Raw genomic sequence first — 17,922 nt, 5'->3', positions numbered from 1 at the left:
CTGGTCAACGGACACTTATAATCCCTGAGGCGCGGCTCTTGGGGTGGTGTCGTCGCCTTTCATGTGTTGTCATCCGACGATAGCCGCGCGGCCTGGCCCGATGGGTGGGCTGGACGCGTCGGGAGAGTATTTTTTTCGGTTATCTGTCTGTTTTTTCCTTCCTGCACGCTGCGCGCAGCGTGTACGCTCGTTGCCTGACCAGAGGTCCTTCCCTTGAAGAACGTTCCTACGGCTGAATCCACGGTGCCTGCCCAGGCTGCATCCGGGCATGCTTCCTGCATGTCGTGCAGCATGCATGACCTGTGCCTGGTGGAAGGGTTGAGCGCTGCCGACATGGAGCAGCTTGCGGGCATGGTCAAGACGCGGCGCCGGGTGCGGCGCGGTTCCTATCTGTACAAGGCGGGCGATCCCTTCGACGCCATCTATCCCATCCGTGCCGGTTTCTTCAAGTCGCGGGTGCTGTCGCCCGACGGGCGCGAGCAGATCATCGGCTTCCCCATGCCGGGCGACGTGCTGGGCTTTGACGCCATCAGCCGGGGCTCGTTCCACAGCGACGCGGTGGCGCTGGAAGACGCGGATGTCTGCGTGGTGCCGTTCTCGGAGCTGGAATCCATCGGCCGGCGCTTCCCGCCGCTGCAGCAGCGGCTTCATCGCATCATCTCGCGCGAGATCGTGCGGGATCAGGGGTTGATGATGCTGCTGGGCACCATGCGGGCCGAGGAGCGCATCGGCGCCTTCCTGCTGGAGCTGTCACGGCGCTTCATGCGGCGCGGCTTTTCTTCCAGCCAGTTCATCCTGCGGATGACCCGCGAGGAAATCGGCAACTATCTGGGGCTGAAGCTGGAAACGGTCAGTCGCACGCTGTCGCGCCTGCAGGAGCAGGGCGTCATCTCGGTGGAGCAGCGCAAGATGCAGATCATCTCGCATGATCGGCTGCGCGTGCTTTCCGGCGTGCCCGAGTCCGGTCTGGCGACCGACATGTCGCCCGAGAACGCCCGGCGCGTGGCGCTGATGCGCATCCACCAGCCGTGGTCGGAGTCGCAGAGCTCGCAGTAAGCGTCAGCAGTACGGATGGGCGTGCCCGGCCAGGGCAGCGGCCAGACCGGCGGCTGACAGCATGATCAGCAAGATGCCATTGAGCCGATAGGCCACCTGTGGGGCTCGGTTGCCCAGCAGGTTGCGCGCACCTGCCTCCACCAGGAAAAGGCCCAGGTTGGTGCCCAGCGCAAAGGCAGCCATCACGGCGGCCGCGCCCAGCGGGGTGGCGGCCAGAATGGCGGTTCCCAGCGCGGTGTACAGCAGCCCACAGGGCAGCAGCGCCCACAGCATGCCGCGCAGCCACTCAGTGCGACGCCCCGGGGCCAGCGGCGTGCGTGATGCCAGGCGGCTACCCAGCGCACTCAGCCACAGGGGCTCGCGCCCCAGCACCAGCAGGCTCAGGCCCAGCAGGACGAGCAGGGCGTTCAGGCCGGCCCAGACTGATTCGAAGATGGGCTGCCAGTAGGCGGCGGCCAGGACCTGCTGGCCGATGGCGCCGGCGGCCAGGCCGAGCAGGCTGTAGCCCAGCACGCGACCTGCCTGAAAGCGCCACCAGCGGGCGTCGGGCAGCTTGAGGGCAAGGCGTCGCGCCAGCGAAGCGCTGCTGGGGGCTGCGGTGCTGCCGTTGTCCGGCGTGATGGCGGAGGCCGCCGTGGCCTTGAGTGCGTTCGGGGCGCTGGCGGCCGCACTCGGGTGGGGGGCGTCTTCCGACGTCCGGGACGTGGCAGCGCCTCCCTTCACGGTGATGACCGGGATGCCACGCAGGGTCATGCGCTGCAGGCCGGCACACATGCTGACACAGTGCAGGCTGCCTCCTGCGCCCATCAGCAGGGCGGCCGAGACCAGGGGCCAGGCGCTGTTCATTGCTTCGGCCGGAAATCTGCGGGCAGGGTCCGCGGCGCCTGCAGGACCGGAGCGGTGGACTTGTTGGCGTCGAAGGGCTGGGCACGCAGGCTTTCAAGGGTCTGAAGACCGGCAATGGGCAGGCGCCAGTCCTCACCTTCCAGGGCAATATGCCAGCGGGTGCCGGGGGCCCAGGTGATGGGTTGCCGGGCATGCCAGTGGCCATCGCCGGCAGGCAGCATGTGGATGGCGAGGTCGTTGTTCGGATCGGAGGGGTGCAGCAGACGCAGGCGCGTGGGCTTGATGTCGGCTCCGTTGGGGACCAGGGTCAGCTCAACCAGCAGCATGTTGCCCGGGGTGGTGTGCATGGCCAGTGTGCCGGCCACGCCCAGCTCACGGGCGCGATCCTCGCGGCGGGTGTCGGGTGTCACGCTGAGTCCCTGCTTCACGTAGTCGCTGCCCACCGGGGTATCGGCGCCGTGAATGGCAATCCAGAGGGTGAAGAGGCCGGCCACCACGGTGGCAGCGGGGATGCCGACCACCAGCCACATCAGCGGCTGCGAGAAGGCCTTGACGGGCCGGGCAGGCTGCGAGGGCAGGGTGGTGGGCTGTTCGGTTCTGCTCATGATGATCGAGGTGGGGCAGGGGGCGATACGTACCCGGGGTACAGGAATCGGGGATCTGCCGCGGCCGTGACTTGGGATGGGTGGCGCTGCGCCTGGGGCCGCTGCTCGTGAAGGGCGGCCGATAGGGAAGTGGCCGCCCTGATGGGATATTAATTCCGGCAGGATTCACGGTGCAGGGTGCAACCGTGAATCCATGTGAAGCCGGAGATCAGCGGGGCACCATGAAGATGCTGTCTTCGTGGCGTGCCGAAGCGCTGGGGCCATCCGTCTGATCCGGCGGGTTCACCGGGGTGACCTCGATCTTGATGGGATGCGAGCCGGGGCGCTGGTCGGTGTCGGCCGGCAGCTGCAGGGCGATGGGCACCAGGCGGTTGGAGGCCGCAGGCACCTCGATGCGGTTCTGGCCGGCGATGCGCAGGCCGGGCAGGCCGCTTGCGCTCAGCTCCAGCACCAGGGGGCGCTCGCTGGCGTTCATCAGCTGCAGGGTATAGGTGTTCTCGATATCACCGTTGTCGGCAAAGCGCGCCAGCGAGGCACGGTCGCGGATCACGTCGACACGCAGCGGGTTGCGGGTGGCCAGCGAGCCGACCAGGAAGCCGGCCAGTGCCAGCAGCAGGGCCGCGTAGGCAAGCACGCGCGGGCGCAGCACCCGCTTGGCAGTGGCCTTGGTGTCGAGGTGGTTGGCGAGCGCGTTCTCGGTGGTGTAGCGGATGAGGCCACGCGGATAGGACATCTTGTCCATGACGTCGTTGCACACGTCCACACAGGCGGCGCAGCTGATGCACTGGTACTGCAGGCCGTCGCGAATGTCGATGCCGGTGGGGCAGACCTCGACGCACAGGCCGCAGTCGATGCAGCTGCCCAGCCCCAGGGCGCTGGGGTCGGCCTTCTTGGAGCGCGAGCCGCGCGGGTCACCCCGTTCCTTGTCGTAGGTGATGATCATCGTGTCCTTGTCGAACATCGCGCCCTGGAAACGGGCGTAAGGACACATGTAGGTACAGACCTGCTCGCGCAGGAAGCCGGCGTTGCCCCACAGGGCAAAGGCGTAGAAGAGGAACCAGAACCACTGCCACGGACCCAGTTCCATGCCGATGATCTGGGCAGGCAGATCGCGGATGGGGGCGAAGTAGCCGATGAGGGTGAAGCCGGTGAAGAGCGACAGCAGCACCCACAGCAGGTGCTTGGTGCCGCGCACGCGGAACTTGTACCAGGACATCGGGGCGGCATCAAGCTTGCGACGCTTGGCGCGGTCGCCTTCCAGCTTGGCCTCGATCCACATGAAGATCTCGGTGTAGACCGTCTGCGGACAGGAGTAGCCGCACCAGACCCGCCCGGCCACGGCCGTGACGAAGAAGAGGGTGAGGGCACAGAAGACCAGCAGGCCCGCCAGATAGACGAAGTCCTGCGGCCAGAGCACGGCCCCGAAGAGGTGGAACTTGCGGGCGTCCAGGTCGAAGAGGACGGCCTGACGGCCGTTCCACTGCAACCAGGGCAGCCCGTAGAAGACCAGCTGGGTGATGATCACGGCGGCAATCCGGAGATTGTCGTAGCGACCACGCACCGAGCGGGGCTGGATCTTGACCCGCGCCGAGTAGCTGGAGAACAGTCCTCCTTCCTTGCTAGCCTCGTTGGCGGCAGCCTGTGCAGCCGCTGTCTTGGCTTTGCCTGTGCCGGTCGTCGAGCGGCTGCGATGGACTTGGATGACGCGGGTTTCGGGTTCCACGGGATCAGTTCTTCTTCGGGTTGGACAACGACATCACGTAAGCAGCCAGCACATCGATCTGTTCCTTGGTGAACAGGTCCTTGTGAGCCGGCATCTGGCTGTCAAAGCCATTGTTGATGGCGTGCATGACACCCTTCAGACCGCCGCCGTGCAGCCAGATGCGGTCGGTGAGGTTGGGGGCACCCACGTCCTGATTGCCCTTGCCGTCGGGACCATGGCAGGCAGCGCAGACCTGGAAGCCTTTCTTGCCTTTCTGGGCCTTGACGGGGTCGGTGGCCGAGCCGGACAGCGACAGCACGTACTGCGCGGTGTTCTCGATGTCAGCCGGGCTGTCGAAGGCAGCTGCCTGCGGCGGCATGATGCCGTGACGGCCTTCCGTGATGGTCTCGACGATCGTCTCGGCATCACCACCGTGCAGCCAGTCACCATCGGTCAGGTTGGGGAAGTGGCGGCTGCCCCGGGCATCGGCACCGTGGCACTGGGCACAGTTGTTCAGGAAGAGCCGCTGGCCGATGGCAAGTGCCTCGGGGTTCGTCTTCAGCTGGTCGGGCGACTGGCCGGCGAACTTGGCGTAGATGGGGCCGAGCGTGGCTTCCACCTGGGCGCGCTCTTCGTGGTACTGGCCGATCGAGGTCCAGCCACCAGCACCCTTGAAGTCACCCATGCCTGGGTAGTAGATCAGGTAGCCGATGGAGAAGAAGGTGCAGATCAGGTAGAGGCCCATCCACCAGCGGGGCAGGGGGTTGTTGGCCTCACGGATATCGCCGTCCCAGACGTGGCCGGTGGTGTTGTCCGGCGTGGGGGCGGGTTTCCGGCTGTTTGCGATCAGAACGAACAGACAGAACAGCAGGCTGAGAATGGTCAGTACGATGACGTAGTATGACCAGAAGTCGGATACGAAATCAGCCATTTTTTCTCTCGTTGGGTTCGTTCAGGGGAAGCATGGCCGCTTCATCGAAGCGGGCCTTGTTTTTCTTGGACCAGGCGTAGACGATGACGCCCAGGAAGAAGATGAGGAACACCAGGGTGAGGACACCCCGGATCACGTTGAAATCCAAGACCGTTCCTCCATTACTGGTTCTGCGGACGGACGCGGCCCAGACCCTGCAGGAAGGCAATCAGGGCGTCCTGTTCGGTCTTGCCCTCGAGCTCCTCGACAGCACCGTTGATGGACTCGTCGCTGAAGGGCACGCCGACGCTGCGCAGTGCCTTCATGTGACGGACGATGCTGCTCTGGTCGACCGGGGTCTCTTCCAGCCAGGGGTAGGCGGGCATGTTGGACTCGGGCACCACGTCACGCGGGTTGTGCAGGTGGGCACGGTGCCAGTCGTCGCTGTAGCGGCCGCCAACACGGGCCAGGTCCGGACCGGTGCGCTTGCTGCCCCACTGGAAGGGGTGATCCCAGACGGACTCGCCAGCCACCGAGTAGGGGCCGTAGCGCAGCGTTTCGGCGCGGAACGGACGGACCATCTGCGAGTGGCAGTTGTAGCAGCCTTCGCGGACGAAGATGTCGCGGCCGGCCACCTGCAGCGCGCTGGGCGGGGTCATGCCCGGCAGCGGCTCGGTGGTGGAACGCTGGAAGAAGAGCGGCACGATCTGAACCAGGCCACCGACCGACACCACCAGCACGATCAGGACGATCATCAGCCAGGGGTTGGTTTCAATTTGTTCGTGTGAGAGTTTCATCGAAGCTTCCTCGAAGAGGCTTTATGCGCGCAGCTGCCCTGTGTGCCGGTCCGGAGACCGGCACACGGAAGGTTCTGCGGGGCAGGGCGCCTGCCGGTTCAGTGGCTCTGGCTGGCGGTGTTCAGTTGGGGAGCAGCGGGGGTGACCGGGGTGCTGGTCTCGACCGTGGCGGGCAGCGCGGAGGCCTTGGTGTCGCCACGCACGGTACGCCAGACGTTGTAGGCCATGACGATCATGCCGCTGAGGTAGAGCACGCCACCGATCAGACGAACCACGTAGTACGGGAAGCTGGCCTTGACCGACTCGGCGAAGGTGTAGGTCAGCGTGCCGTCCGGCTCCAGGGCGCGCCACATCAGACCCTGGGTGACGCCGGCCACCCACAGGGCGATGGCATACAGGGCGATGCCGATGGTGGCCAGCCAGAAGTGCAGCTCGATCAGGTTGGTGCTGTACATCCGATCACGGCCCCAGAGGCGCGGGATCAGGTAGTAGAGGCTGCCCATGGTGATGAGACCGACCCAGCCCAGCGCGCCGGAGTGAACGTGACCGATGGTCCAGTCCGTGTAGTGCGACAGCGCGTTGACGGTCTTGATGGCCATCATCGGGCCTTCGAAGGTGGACATGCCGTAGAAGGACAGGGCCACGATCAGGAAGCGCAGGATGGGATCTTCACGCAGACGGTGCCAGGCGCCCGACAGGGTCATGATGCCGTTGATCATGCCGCCCCAGGACGGTGCGAACAGGATGAGTGAGAAGACCATGCCCAGCGACTGGGTCCAGTCGGGCAGGGCGGTGTAGTGCAGGTGGTGCGGACCGGCCCACATGTACGTGAAGATCAGCGCCCAGAAGTGGACGATGGACAGACGGTACGAGTAGATGGGGCGACCGATCTGCTTGGGCACGAAGTAGTACATCATGCCCAGGAAGCCGGCGGTGAGGAAGAAGCCCACCGCATTGTGGCCATACCACCATTGCACCATGGCGTCCTGCACGCCGCCATAGACCGGGTAGGACTTCATGAAGCCGGCCGGAATGGAGATGTTGTTGACGATGTGCAGCAGCGCCACGGCCAGGATGAAGCCGCCGTAGAACCAGTTGGCCACGTAGATGTGCTTGACCTTGCGCTTGACGATGGTGCCGAAGAAGACGATGGCGAAGGCCACCCAGACGGCAGCGATCAGCAGGTCAATGGGCCATTCCAGCTCGGCGTACTCCTTGGACTGGGTGTAGCCCAGGGGCAGGGAGATGATGGCGCCGATGATGACGGCCTGCCAGCCCCAGAAGGAGAACGCGGCCAGCTTGGGCGCGAACAGCGGCACCTGTGAGGTGCGCTGCACCGTGTGGTAGGCGGTGGCCATGAGGCCGCAGCCCCCGAAGGCGAAGATGACCGCGTTGGTATGCAGCGGGCGCAGACGGCCGAAGCTCAGCCAGGGAATGCCCATGTTGAGCGCCGGGAAGGCAAGCTCGGCGGCGATGTAGACGCCCAGCGTCATGCCCACCACGCCCCAGACGATGGTCATGATGGAAAACTGGCGGACGACGCGGTCGTTCCACGCGATGGGGGGTGATGTAGTCATGTCGTAGTAAGCCGGCGAAGACGCGCCAGAGGCGCGATGAGTGTTGCGGACGGCGATGAAAAAAGGAGGCCTGGACAGACTGCTTGCCCTCGATAGGTGAGAGCGGCGCCTGTCCAGGCCACCCTATGGGCCTGTCGGTGATATTCGGAGAAATGCGGGCAGCGGCTGGAGCGTTTCCACGCTGGAGCGGATGTCTCCTAGCGAAAGAATGCGCGAGCCTGCACGAACTGCTCAGAAAATCCCTTGCTGGCTATGATGTTTTATATCTGAAAGATCGCCTTGATATAAGTCAAGTGAGGTCCGCCCGAGGGCGCAGCGCGCGCGTGAAGCCGCTGGACGGCTGGAAGTCGTCGCTGGGCACGATGTGAAAAGACGTGAAAGACGTATTGTCCGTGCGACAGTGTAGGGCAGGGCGACCGGGTGAAGGGCTGCTCGGAGGGGAGGCCGAAGGGGGCGGGCGGAAAGGTCGGGTGGAAAACCTGTCCTGAACGTGAGTGTCACTGCCCGGCGGCAGGCGGTGCGGCTGGCTGAGGAGCGGCCTTCGGCATGGCCGTGGTGGGGGCGGGCGCTTCGGCCGATGGCGCCGCGGACGGCCGGTCGTCGTCCAGCAGGATCCGTTCGGCCTCGGTGTCCAGGTCCTCGAACTGGCCGGCGTGCACGGCCCAGGCCAGGGCAGCCAGGATGGCGAACACCAGGACGACGGACAGGGGAATGAGGGTGTAGAGAATGTCCATGATGAGGATCAGCGGGCGGCGCGCAGTGCGTTGAGCACCACCACCAGTGAGCTGCCGGCCATGCCCAGGCCGGCCAGCCAGGGCGGTACCAGGCCGATGGCGGCCAGCGGGATGGCCAGGACATTGTAGAGGCAGGAGAAGATCAGGTTCTGGTGGACGATGCGAAGGGCGCGACGGGCGGCATCGCGGGCCGCCAGCAGGCCATCCAGGCGTTCGGACAGCAGCAGGATGTCGGCATGGTGCTGGGCCAGCGGGGCGGCACTGGCCAGCGAGACCGAGACATCGGCGCGGCTGAGCACCGGGGCGTCGTTGACGCCGTCGCCCACCATGGTGACGCGCCGACCCTGCTGCTGGAATTCGCGCATGAGGTCGAGCTTGTCCTCGGGGCGGGCGCCGGCGCGCTGCGCCTCGGGAGGCAGGTCCAGTTGCCGTGCGATGTGGGTCACGCGATCGGCATGGTCCCCCGAGACGATGCGGCACTGCACGCCGTCGGCACGCAGCCGGGCCAGTGTCTCGGCTGCGCCGGGGCGCAGGGTCTCGGTCAGGCGGAAGCGGGCGTGCAGGGCAGCGGCAGGCGTCGCGACGGTGTCTGTGGTGCGGGTGTCCGCCAGGGTGAGAGTGGGTGCGGCCGCGTGTTGTCCGGCATGTGCATCCGGTTCTGGCGAGGGAACGCGCGTGGGTTCGTCAGGTTGGTGCTCTTGTGACGATGACTGGAGTTGCAGGATGATGAATGCCTGATCGGGGACGATGCGGGCGCTCCAGGGGGCGTTGCCGATGTCGAGTCGGGCCTGCAGGCCGCCGGCGGGCAGGTTGGTGACTTCACGGACCTGGGCCCGTGCGGCCAGCGGGTGTGGAGCGGCTGCGGGGGTGTCGGCGGTGCCAGGGGCAGTCACTGACGAGGCGGCCGCGTGCGCCGCTTCGGCAAAGGCGCGGGCCACCGGGTGCAGCGAGCTGCGCTCGATGGCGGCGGCCAGGGCCAGGGCGTCAGCCCCGGAAAGGCCGGGGCTGGTGTCGACCAGCTCGATGCCCGGGGTGCTGGTGGTGAGGGTGCCGGTCTTGTCGAACAGCACCACGTCGCTGCGGGCCAGGGCTTCCAGCGTGTCACTGCGGTCGATGATGATGCCGCGGCGCGCCAGGCCGCCCAGCGTGGCCAGCAGGGCGGAGGGGGCAGCCAGCGCCAGTGCGCATGGGCAGGTGACGATGAGGATGGCGGCGGCGATCCAGGGGGCGCGTTCCGGGTTGATGAACCACCAGACGATGCCGGCGATCAGGGCCACCAGCAGCACGCAGACGAGGAAGGGGCCCGCATAGCGGTCGGCGGTGCGCAGCACGGTGGGGCGGCTGGTGGCGGCGCGCTCGATCAGGCGGTTCAGCTCGGCCAGCCGGGAATCGGCGGCACGGTGGGTGACTTCCACGATCAGCGGGTTGCGCAGATTGAGGCTGCCCGAGACGACGGGCATGCCGGGACCGCGCGGCTGGGGCTCGGATTCGCCGGTGAGCAGCGATTCGTCCACGTCGCTGTGGCCTTCCAGAATGCGGCCGTCGACGGCGAAGGTGGTGCCGGCCGGGACCGAGATGCGGTCGCCGGGCTGCAGGCGGCGACGCGAGACGCGCTCGATGCTGCCGTCGGCGCGCAGGCGGTCGGCGGCTTCGGGAAGTCGTGCCAGGCTGTTGCCCAGGCCGGCTGCGGCGCGTTCGCGGGCGCGGGATTCCAGCCAGCGGGCCACCAGCAGCAGGCCGATGATCATCGTCACCGAATCGAAATAGACCTCGTGTCCCTGGTAGAAGGCCACCACGCTGGTGATGACGGTGATGGCGATGCCCAGTGCCACCGGGGTGTCCATGCCGATGCGGCCCTGCCGGGTGTCACGCCAGGCCGCCGTGAAGAAGGGGCCGGCTGCAAAGATCAGTGCCGGGATGGTGAGCATGGCCTCGGCCCAGATCATCAGCTTCTGCAGGTCGGGCGGGATGGCATCGCCGCCGATATAGCGGGGGACGGCGAACATCATGACCTGCATCATGCAGAAGATGCCCACCAGCATGCGCCAGAGCGCCCGGCGGCGGGGGCGCGGATCGGCACGCTCGACCATGTCCAGCGGCAGGGGGCGCGGCTCGTAGCCGATGTCGGCCATGCGGGCGAGCAGGGCGCTGAGGGCATGCCGGGCGGGATCCCATTCCAGCCGGGCGCGGCGCGAGACCACGTTGACCTCGATGCGGGCGTGCTCGTCGTCGATGGCAGCGGCGATGGTCTGGGTGCAGGCGGCGCAGTGCACCGCGTCCACGGCCAGGATGGCTTCCTGGCGCGTTGGGTCGCCGGTCAGAGGCCGGGCGTACTCCATCAGCTCTTCGGGGTCGTCCAGAATGGCGAAGCGGCCGGTATCCATCACCATGGCGAATGTTTTGTGTTTGGTCGGTTATGGGGTGTGGGGGATATCCGACAAAGGTGGCGGCCCGCTGGAAAGAGATGGGGGCGATGCCGGACGAATCAACAGGACGATAGTGTGAAATTCTGCAGCATAATGGTTTCTGGTTCAGAATTGAGGGGCGCAAGGTTGTCCAGGAGCCCGGCGGACGTTGCTGCGTGCAGCGACATGCCGGCTCCGGCCGTGGCATCGGGCCATCGGTTATCTGGACGTTACGCCGTCATATTAGGGAGGAAGCTGCGCCATGATCACCATTCCCCGTGCCACCAAGATCGTTGCCACGCTTGGCCCGGCATCCAACTCGCCCGAGATGCTGGCCCGACTGTTCAAGGCAGGGGTCAACGTCGTTCGGGTCAACTTCTCGCACGGCTCGGCCGAGCAGCATACCGAAACGGTCCGGCTGGTCCGCGAGGTGGCGGTGGGTCTGGGCACCGACGTCGGCGTGCTGGCTGACCTGCAGGGCCCGAAGATCCGCATCGGCAAGTTTGCCGAGGGCAAGATCAACCTGAATCCGGGCGATCCGTTCGCCTTCGACATCCATTGCGAGTCCGGCGACCAGGGTGTGGTCGGTCTGGACTACAAGGATCTGGTCAACGACGTGCATCCGGGTGACACCCTGCTGCTCAACGATGGCCGGATGACCATGCGGGTGCTGCGCGTCTCCGACAGCCGCATCGAGTGCGAAGTGATCCTGGGTGGCGTGCTGTCCGATCGCAAGGGCATCAACCGCCAGGGCGGTGGCCTGTCGGCACCCGCGCTGACGGCCAAGGACATGGACGACATCAAGACGGCCGTGGGCTTCCAGGCCGACTTCATGGCGGTGTCCTTCCCGCGCAATGCAGCCGATATGTACATGGCACGCGAGCTCAACCGGGCAGCGGGCGGCAAGTCGCTGATGATCGCCAAGATCGAGCGCTACGAGGCCATCGGCAACCTGGAAGAGATCCTGAAGTCGTCTGACGGCATCATGGTGGCCCGGGGCGACCTGGCCGTGGAGGTGGGTGATGCGGCGGTGCCTGCGCTGCAGAAACGCATGATCCGCATGGCCAAGAGCCTGAACAAGGTCGCCATCACCGCCACGCAGATGATGGAGTCGATGATCGAGGCGCCGGTGCCGACCCGTGCCGAGATCTCGGACGTGGCCAACGCCGTGCTGGACGGTACCGACGCCGTGATGCTGTCGGCCGAGACCGCCACCGGCAAGTACCCGGTCGAGACCGTCACGGCCATGGCAGCCGCCTGCGCCGAGGCCGACCGCGCCGATCGCTCGCACACCCTGGATGCGGCCTTCCTGGATCGCACCTTCACCCGCATCGACCAGTCCATCGCCATGGCGGCGCTCTTTGCGGCGCACCACATGCGCGCCAGCGCCATCGTGTCGCTGACGCAGTCGGGTTCGACCGCGCTGTGGGTCACCCGCATCGACTCGGGCATCCCGGTCTATGCGCTGACGCCGGAAGAGAGCTCGCGTCGCCGCATGACGCTGTTCCGCGAGTGCCACCCGGTGGCCATGCAGTACCGCTCGTATGACATGCCGGCTGTTCTGGCCGACGTGGAGCGGCTGATGCTGGAAAACGGCCTGGTCAAGCACGGTGACCTCGTGGTCATCACTGTGGGCGAACCGGTCGGCAAGTCCGGCGGCACCAACAACCTGAAGATCGTCCGCATCGGCAGCCACAGCTGATCATCTGATCGGGTCGGGGAAGGTCCTGCCCGACTTCCCCGTTGTGGTCATCCCGGTAGCCGCACGGATTGCCTGTTAAAATTCTTTGCAGGCTGTCCGTGCAGCCATCCAAGTTCCTTCAAGAGGAGAAAGCTCCGTCATGTCTATCACCACCGAACAACGCGACCGCGTCGCCAAGGGCAAGGGCTTCATCGCTGCTCTGGACCAGAGCGGCGGCAGCACGCCCAAGGCCCTGAAGCTGTACGGCGTGGACGAAAGCGAATACAGCAACGACAAGGAGATGTTCGAGCTCGTGCACAAGATGCGTGAGCGCATCGTCTCCAGCCCCGCCTTCAATGGCGATCGTGTGCTGGGCGCCATCCTGTTCGAGGTCACGCTCGACGGCAAGTTCCAGGGCAAGGATGCTGCCCAGTACCTGTGGGAAGAGAAGAAAGTCGTTCCCTTCCTGAAGATCGACAAGGGCCTGGAAGCCAAGGCCAACGGCGTGCAGATGATGAAGCCGATTCCCGGCCTGAAGGAGCTGCTGGCCCGTGCCAAGGCCAAGGGCGTGTTCGGCACGAAAGAGCGCTCGGTCGTCTTCGAGAACAACGAGAAAGGCATCAGCGACGTGCTCGACCAGCAGTTCGCGCTGGGTGAGGAAGTGCTGGCGGCCGGTCTGGTGCCCATCATCGAGCCGGAAGTCGACATCAACTCCCCGGGACGTGCCGCCATCGAGGAAACGCTGAAGAAAGGCATCCTGGCTCGTCTGGAGAAAGTGTCCGCCCCGGTCATCCTGAAGCTCACCATCCCCGAGAAGGATGGCGCCTACGATGAGCTGGTCGCTCACCCGAAAGTCCTGAAGGTCGTGGCCCTGTCGGGCGGCTTCGAGCGTGAAGAGGCCAACCGCCGTCTGGCCCGCAACAAGGGCATCATCGCCAGCTTCAGCCGTGCGCTGTCCGAGGGCCTGAGCGCCAAGCAGTCCGACGCCGAGTTCAACAAGGCGCTGGACCAGTCGATCCAGTCGATCTACGAGGCCTCGATCACCTGATTGTTGTGTCAGCTTCGATCGATTGATCGATCGGCAGTCCCTGTCTGACCGGCCCTTCGGGGCTGGTCTGTCGGGCCGGTACCTTCCGTCATGTCCCTGTGCATGGGCGGATAAGGCCGGCCATTTTTGCGTCTGCCGATCGGGAAGCGGGCAAGTAGCGGAGGCAGGATACAGCGATCCGCGTGCGGGATGCACGCGTGCGCCCACGACAAGGCCGGTGTGGCTGTCGAGAGAAGATGCGGAGGTTGGGGAGCAGGGGCAGCCCAGGGGGCACGGAGCAGAAGGCCCAAGGGGGCTCTCGGGGCTTGGGAAATCACGAGCCTTGGCGGGCAGTCTGGAAGGCGCCTGAGGACTTGCGGGGGCCAAAGACCCCCGCGGAGCAGTGGCTTGTTGCGTGGCAGCGCCTGCGAAGCAGGGGCCCTTGCAGGCCCCCACTGCGGCGCCATCAGGCCATGACGTAGCTCAGGATGAGGAACAGCACCGCCGAGAGCACGCCCGAGACGGGCACGGTGACCACCCAGGCGGCGGCCATGGTGATGAAGTGCGAGCGGCGCACCAGGCGGCGGCGCTTGCGCTCTTCGGGGGCCAGCACCTTGCCCTGCACGGCACCCAGTGCCCGTGAACGGCGTGCGGCGTGCCATTCGCGGTAGAAGCCCACCCCGAAGATGGCGCCCACGGCGATGTGGGTGGAGCTGACCGGCAGACCCAGCCAGGAGGCGAGGATGACGGTGAGCGCGGCCGACAGTGCCACGCAGTAGGCGCGCATGGGGTTGAGCTTGGTGATCTCGCTGCCCACCAGACGGATGAGCTTGGGACCGAACAGCATCAGGCCGAAGCTGATGCCCAGCGCACCGATGGCCATGACCCAGAACGGGATGGACACCGAGTCATCGAAGCGGCCTGCCTGGACGGTGTGGACGATGGCGGCCAGCGGGCCGACGGCATTGGCCACGTCGTTGGCGCCATGGGCGAACGAGAGCAGCGCTGCCGAGCACACCAGTGGCACGGCAAACAGCTTGCGCACCGACTTCTTGCGGTTCTCGAGGCCCTGGGACTGGCGCAGGACCATGGGCACCGACAGCTTCCAGGAGGCCAGTCCGACGACGATGCCGATGAGCACCGAGACGCCCAGACTGATCTGGATGAGGGCCGAGAAGCCCTTCAGGGCCAGATAGGTGGCAAAGGTGCCGGCCATGAAGCCCACCAGGATGGGCAGCCAGAAGCGGGAGGCCGCGATCTTGTCGTCGCGGTACAGGATGCGGGCCTTGATGAAGGCGAGCATGATGGCGGCGATGATGCCACCCAGCACCGGGGAGATGACCCAGCTGGCAGCGATGCTGCCCATGCTGGACCAGTGGATGGAGTCGGCGCCGGCGGCCATGATGCCGGCCCCCACCACGCCGCCGACCACGGCATGGGTGGTGGAGACGGGAGCGCCGATGTAGGTGGCCAGGTTCAGCCAGAGCGCAGCAGCCAGCAGGGCCGCCATCATCAGCAGGATGAAGGTGTCGGCGTTCTGGACGACTGCAGGCGAGACGATGCCGGAGGCGATGGTGTTGACCACTTCGCCGCCCGCCAGCATGGCGCCGGCGGTTTCGAAGATGGCCGCGATGAGCAGTGCGCTGCCCAGGGTGAGTGCATTGGAGCCCACCGCCGGGCCCATGTTGTTGGCCACGTCGTTGGCGCCGATATTGAGCGCCATGTAGGCCCCCACCACGGTGGCCACCACCACCATGAAGGTGCCGGGCTGGATGCCGGTGAGCCCCAGCGCGGCCGCGCCCACCAACACCACGAAGGCCAGCGCGATGCCCGGCGCCACCAGCGGCCGGGCCACGAAGGCGGTGGCCTGCTCCAGCAGCCCGATGCGCTTCAGGTCATTGTCGAGCGCTTTCCAGCGCCGGGGGCGCTTGGGGGGCGGGGGAGACGCGGTGGGCGTGACACCGGATGGCGGCATGGGCACGTCGGCATGGGCCGACGCGGCGACCGTGACGCGAGGTTTGCCTGCAACCGGTGAGGGGGCAGGGGTTGGAGTGGCCGGGGCCGCGCCTGCCTTGCCGCCAGCCGTTGCAGGAGCAGAGGAAACACCGCCGGTGGATGCCGGGCCGCTGGAAGGCCCTTGGGCCGTAGGCTCGTTGGACGAGGACATGCAGGAGGGTTCTCGTTGTGACTTGTATAACTATAGAACAACGGGCGAACGACGTGGGGCGATGGGGCACTTTCTTGATCGGCCCGGCCGGGTCGGCGCGGTGGCCAGCCTTGCGCGACCCGGATTCTGCCTGAATTCGGCAACTTTGGGCGCAGGATGGTGCGGCGGGACGCAGAATGACTGTATGGGAGCGTCAGAGGGGGCGACAGCCCGGGGGGAAGTGGCGTGGAAGCCATCGGTTGGCCTGTCGTTCAGCCCGTGTGTCAGGAGGCGGGCGCATGCAGTAGCATCTTCGGACCATTCCCGATCCATCCGGAGAGGCTTTCATGCGCTGGCTCTGGTTCGCGGCCGGCTGGCTGATGGTGGCGCTGGGCTTCATCGGCGCCATGCTGCCGGTCATGCCTACCACCATCTTCCTCATCATGGCTGTGGGGTGCTTTGCACGCAGCTCGCCGCGCTTCGAGCGCTGGCTGCTGGAGCATCCACGGTTCGGCCGGCCGCTGCGCCAGTGGCGCGAAGAGGGGGCCATCAGCCGCAAGGGGCGGCGCATGGCCTTTGCCGGCATGGCGGCAGGCTACGTCATCTTCTGGATCGGGGCGCGGCCGTCCTGGCTGCTGGCGCTGGGCGTGGCCCTTTTCTTTGTGCTGGGTGCGGCCTACGTGGGCACGCGGCCGCTGCCGAGGCAGGAGCGGGAGCCCGGCGACGCGGGCCCACGGATCGGGCGGTAGGCGATTTCCTTATTTCTCTTCATATTTCGTGATGGAAATCTTGCCGCTGTCGTATTCCGCAAGGAAGACGTCGCTGGCATCCTCGATTCCCAGCTTCTTGAGTTCGGCCTTCAGCCACTCTTCGTCCTTGTCGATCATTTCAAGCGTGCTTTTCTGAACGCTGCCGTCGGTGATCAGCGGATATTTCGGGTTCTCTTCTCCGAAGGACGTGATGATGAGCTGTCCATCCTGTTCGAGGATGGCCTGCTTGATGTCCTTGACGGAATAGATGCCCTGCATGCGCAGCTTGAAGGACAGGTCGTTTGCGGAAAGGCCTGCCTTGCGCGCCACTTTCACATCGATCTTGCCGCGCGAGATGAGCGTGACGGGCTTCCCGTCCACGAGCTGCTTGACCAGGTTGTTGTGCTTCTTGAGCCAGCGAAGCGACAGGACTGCTGCAAACCAGATGGTCAGAATGGCGATGAAGACGGGGATGGAAATGTCGCTGTTGTAGATGACTCCGCCGACGATTCCGCCAAGGACATAGTTCTGCACCTGGTCGCTGGCCGAGGCGGGCGCGAGATTGCCCTTGCCGGTCAGATTGATGACCAGTACAAGGGCCAGAAGGCCCAGGATAAGCTTGACGGCCACGATTGCATAAAACATCAGCATGTTCCTTCAGAAAGCGGACTGAGCTGGGGATCCTCTGAGCAAGTCCACGCGGCCGTCGCATCCCCGTAACGGGCGCATGACTGCGTTGCCATTTGCTGTCAATAGCGCCGCTATTGACAGCAAATGTCGCCTTGTCCTGCATCCCGTTCCGTGGCGCGCCGGTTCGCGGAACTTGTTCAGAGGATCCCTGGTTTCAGTCGGGAAAAGTTCGGCTTGAGCCGAGATTCAAGGTAGTCGGAAGTACCGGCGAGGCCTGTGATGATAGGACGGCCATGGAGAATATTGTGAGGAGATTGGTGAAATCGCAGAGATCAGGTGCTGCTTCGGCCGATGCGCTGTTCATCGGGGAAGGAAAGCCTCTAGGGGAGGACGGAGATCTTTCGGGCATCTTCAAGGCGCGCGTTCGCGCCATCGATGTGGGCGTGCAGGGCGTGGCCGGGGATGAGCAGGTGGACAGGCGCTATCACGGGGGGCCGGATCGGGCCTTGCATCAGTATCCGGCCGAACATTACGCTCGGCTGGCCGATGCCTTTCCTGCCTTGCGGGAGGACTTCGTGCCGGGCTGTCTGGGCGAGAACGTGTCCTCGTCCGGCTTGTGCGAGCAGGATGTCTTCGTGGGGGATGTGGTGCGGCTGGGGACCTGTCTTTTGCAGATCACGCAGCCGCGCACGGTCTGCTGGCGGATCGATCACCGTTTCGAGGTGAGCGGGCTGGCCAAGTTCATCCACGAGCACGGGCTGACCGGATGGCTCTATCGTGTCCTGGAGCCGGGGTGCGTGCGGGAAGGGGATGAGGTCGTGCTGGTCGAGCGGCCGAATGCCGCCATGTCATTGGCGGATCTGCTGGCGTTGCAGCGGGAGCATTGCCCCGATCCGGCGCGACTGCAGGCCGCTTCCGAGCTGCCCGGGCTGGCGCAGGTGATCAGGCAGCGCTTCGCGTCGCGGGCGGCCTGGTTGCGGGACAATCGCTGAAAGCGATCGTCTCTGGCCCCGGATCGGGCAGACTGCACAAGGCCCGGCTACCGGACGATGAGGGC

The 17,922-nt window shown here is 65.7% G+C and carries 15 protein-coding genes and 1 pseudogene; 5 read left to right on the top strand and 11 right to left on the bottom strand.

From position 1 onward, the window contains the following. Window positions 1-243 precede the first annotated feature (243 nt). Window positions 244-1,056 carry a fumarate/nitrate reduction transcriptional regulator Fnr gene (fnr, locus tag EL249_RS11915; protein ID WP_040530436.1) on the top strand — a complete coding sequence of 271 codons (813 nt, stop codon included), beginning with the start codon at window positions 244-246 and terminating at the stop codon, window positions 1,054-1,056. A 3-nt stretch (window positions 1,057-1,059) separates the two neighbouring features. Here fnr and EL249_RS11910 read toward each other — a convergent pair whose 3' ends face one another. The 9 genes and pseudogenes from EL249_RS11910 to EL249_RS11870 form a co-directional block, all read right to left on the bottom strand. Next, a complete protein-coding gene (locus EL249_RS11910) occupies window positions 1,060-1,902 on the bottom strand; it encodes a sulfite exporter TauE/SafE family protein (protein ID WP_005672032.1) in 843 nt (280 codons plus the stop codon). Next, complete coding sequence (locus EL249_RS11905) at window positions 1,899-2,507, bottom strand: FixH family protein (protein WP_005672033.1); 609 nt, start codon at window positions 2,505-2,507, stop codon at window positions 1,899-1,901. The genes EL249_RS11910 and EL249_RS11905 overlap by 4 nt, the downstream gene beginning before the upstream one ends. 208 nt (window positions 2,508-2,715) lie before the next feature. Then, on the bottom strand, window positions 2,716-4,113 hold the full coding sequence (gene ccoG, locus EL249_RS11900; RefSeq protein WP_197721639.1) for a cytochrome c oxidase accessory protein CcoG: 1,398 nt from the start codon (window positions 4,111-4,113) through the stop codon (window positions 2,716-2,718). Between the two features lie 121 nt (window positions 4,114-4,234). Further along, complete coding sequence (ccoP, locus tag EL249_RS11895) at window positions 4,235-5,140, bottom strand: cytochrome-c oxidase, cbb3-type subunit III (protein WP_005672035.1); 906 nt, start codon at window positions 5,138-5,140, stop codon at window positions 4,235-4,237. Beyond that, the gene (locus EL249_RS11890; protein ID WP_005672036.1) at window positions 5,133-5,288 is read right to left on the bottom strand and encodes a cbb3-type cytochrome oxidase subunit 3; all 156 of its coding nucleotides are present in this window, start codon (window positions 5,286-5,288) and stop codon (window positions 5,133-5,135) included. The genes ccoP and EL249_RS11890 overlap by 8 nt, the downstream gene beginning before the upstream one ends. 13 nt (window positions 5,289-5,301) lie before the next feature. Beyond that, the gene (gene ccoO / locus EL249_RS11885) at window positions 5,302-5,916 is read right to left on the bottom strand and encodes a cytochrome-c oxidase, cbb3-type subunit II (RefSeq protein WP_005672038.1); all 615 of its coding nucleotides are present in this window, start codon (window positions 5,914-5,916) and stop codon (window positions 5,302-5,304) included. 98 nt (window positions 5,917-6,014) lie between these two features. Further along, window positions 6,015-7,493: a cytochrome-c oxidase, cbb3-type subunit I gene (gene ccoN, locus EL249_RS11880; RefSeq protein ID WP_005672040.1), complete on the bottom strand. Its 1,479-nt coding sequence runs from the start codon at window positions 7,491-7,493 to the stop codon at window positions 6,015-6,017. Between the two features lie 599 nt (window positions 7,494-8,092). Beyond that, window positions 8,093-8,227 (bottom strand): annotated as a pseudogene (ccoS, locus tag EL249_RS13630) (cbb3-type cytochrome oxidase assembly protein CcoS); the annotation flags it as partial. 8 nt (window positions 8,228-8,235) lie between these two features. Beyond that, window positions 8,236-10,617 (bottom strand): heavy metal translocating P-type ATPase, encoded by a 2,382-nt coding sequence (locus EL249_RS11870; RefSeq protein WP_005672044.1) that lies wholly within the window; start codon window positions 10,615-10,617, stop codon window positions 8,236-8,238. 286 nt (window positions 10,618-10,903) lie between these two features. Here EL249_RS11870 and pyk point away from each other — a divergent pair, with 286 nt between their 5' ends. Further along, entirely contained in the window at window positions 10,904-12,334 is a 1,431-nt protein-coding gene (gene pyk, locus EL249_RS11865) for a pyruvate kinase (RefSeq protein WP_040530441.1), read from the top strand. 139 nt (window positions 12,335-12,473) lie between these two features. Continuing rightward, window positions 12,474-13,361 (top strand): fructose bisphosphate aldolase, encoded by an 888-nt coding sequence (locus EL249_RS11860; RefSeq protein WP_005672048.1) that lies wholly within the window; start codon window positions 12,474-12,476, stop codon window positions 13,359-13,361. 445 nt (window positions 13,362-13,806) lie between these two features. Here the strand turns inward: EL249_RS11860 and EL249_RS11855 are convergent, their stop codons facing one another. Beyond that, a complete protein-coding gene (locus EL249_RS11855; protein WP_232002020.1) occupies window positions 13,807-15,507 on the bottom strand; it encodes an inorganic phosphate transporter in 1,701 nt (566 codons plus the stop codon). Between the two features lie 326 nt (window positions 15,508-15,833). Between EL249_RS11855 and EL249_RS11850 the strand changes: the two genes are divergently transcribed. Further along, window positions 15,834-16,235, top strand: coding sequence for a YbaN family protein (locus EL249_RS11850; RefSeq protein ID WP_005672052.1), 402 nt, complete (start codon window positions 15,834-15,836; stop codon window positions 16,233-16,235). Window positions 16,236-16,244: 9 nt separating this feature from the next. On the opposite strand, the gene EL249_RS11845 is transcribed toward EL249_RS11850, so the two are convergent. Further along, window positions 16,245-16,880 carry a DUF421 domain-containing protein gene (locus EL249_RS11845; protein ID WP_083799597.1) on the bottom strand — a complete coding sequence of 212 codons (636 nt, stop codon included), beginning with the start codon at window positions 16,878-16,880 and terminating at the stop codon, window positions 16,245-16,247. 302 nt (window positions 16,881-17,182) lie between these two features. On the opposite strand from EL249_RS11845, the gene EL249_RS11840 reads away from it, so the two are divergent. Further along, window positions 17,183-17,857: an MOSC domain-containing protein gene (locus EL249_RS11840; protein ID WP_040530443.1), complete on the top strand. Its 675-nt coding sequence runs from the start codon at window positions 17,183-17,185 to the stop codon at window positions 17,855-17,857. The last annotated feature ends 65 nt before the right edge of the window (window positions 17,858-17,922 follow it).

The sequence above is a fragment of the Lautropia mirabilis genome (genome assembly GCF_900637555.1).
GTDB lineage: Bacteria > Pseudomonadota > Gammaproteobacteria > Burkholderiales > Burkholderiaceae_E > Lautropia > Lautropia mirabilis.
The sequence above is the reverse complement of the archived record's forward strand: the minus strand, read 5'-3'. Positions and strand labels throughout refer to the sequence as shown.

Bases quoted from the DNA above. Each gene is read 5' to 3' on its own strand.
- EL249_RS11910 (WP_005672032.1), bottom strand. From the start codon at position 1,902: ATGAACAGCGCCTGGCCCCTGGTCTCGGCCGCCCTGCTGATGGGCGCA.
- EL249_RS11905 (WP_005672033.1), bottom strand. From the start codon at position 2,507: ATGAGCAGAACCGAACAGCCCACCACCCTGCCCTCGCAGCCTGCCCGG.
- ccoP (WP_005672035.1), bottom strand. From the start codon at position 5,140: ATGGCTGATTTCGTATCCGACTTCTGGTCATACTACGTCATCGTACTG.
- ccoO (WP_005672038.1), bottom strand. From the start codon at position 5,916: ATGAAACTCTCACACGAACAAATTGAAACCAACCCCTGGCTGATGATC.
- ccoN (WP_005672040.1), bottom strand. From the start codon at position 7,493: ATGACTACATCACCCCCCATCGCGTGGAACGACCGCGTCGTCCGCCAG.
- EL249_RS11870 (WP_005672044.1), bottom strand. From the start codon at position 10,617: ATGGTGATGGATACCGGCCGCTTCGCCATTCTGGACGACCCCGAAGAG.
- EL249_RS11860 (WP_005672048.1), top strand. From the start codon at position 12,474: ATGTCTATCACCACCGAACAACGCGACCGCGTCGCCAAGGGCAAGGGC.
- EL249_RS11855 (WP_232002020.1), bottom strand. From the start codon at position 15,507: ATGTCCTCGTCCAACGAGCCTACGGCCCAAGGGCCTTCCAGCGGCCCG.
- EL249_RS11850 (WP_005672052.1), top strand. From the start codon at position 15,834: ATGCGCTGGCTCTGGTTCGCGGCCGGCTGGCTGATGGTGGCGCTGGGC.
- EL249_RS11845 (WP_083799597.1), bottom strand. From the start codon at position 16,880: ATGTTTTATGCAATCGTGGCCGTCAAGCTTATCCTGGGCCTTCTGGCC.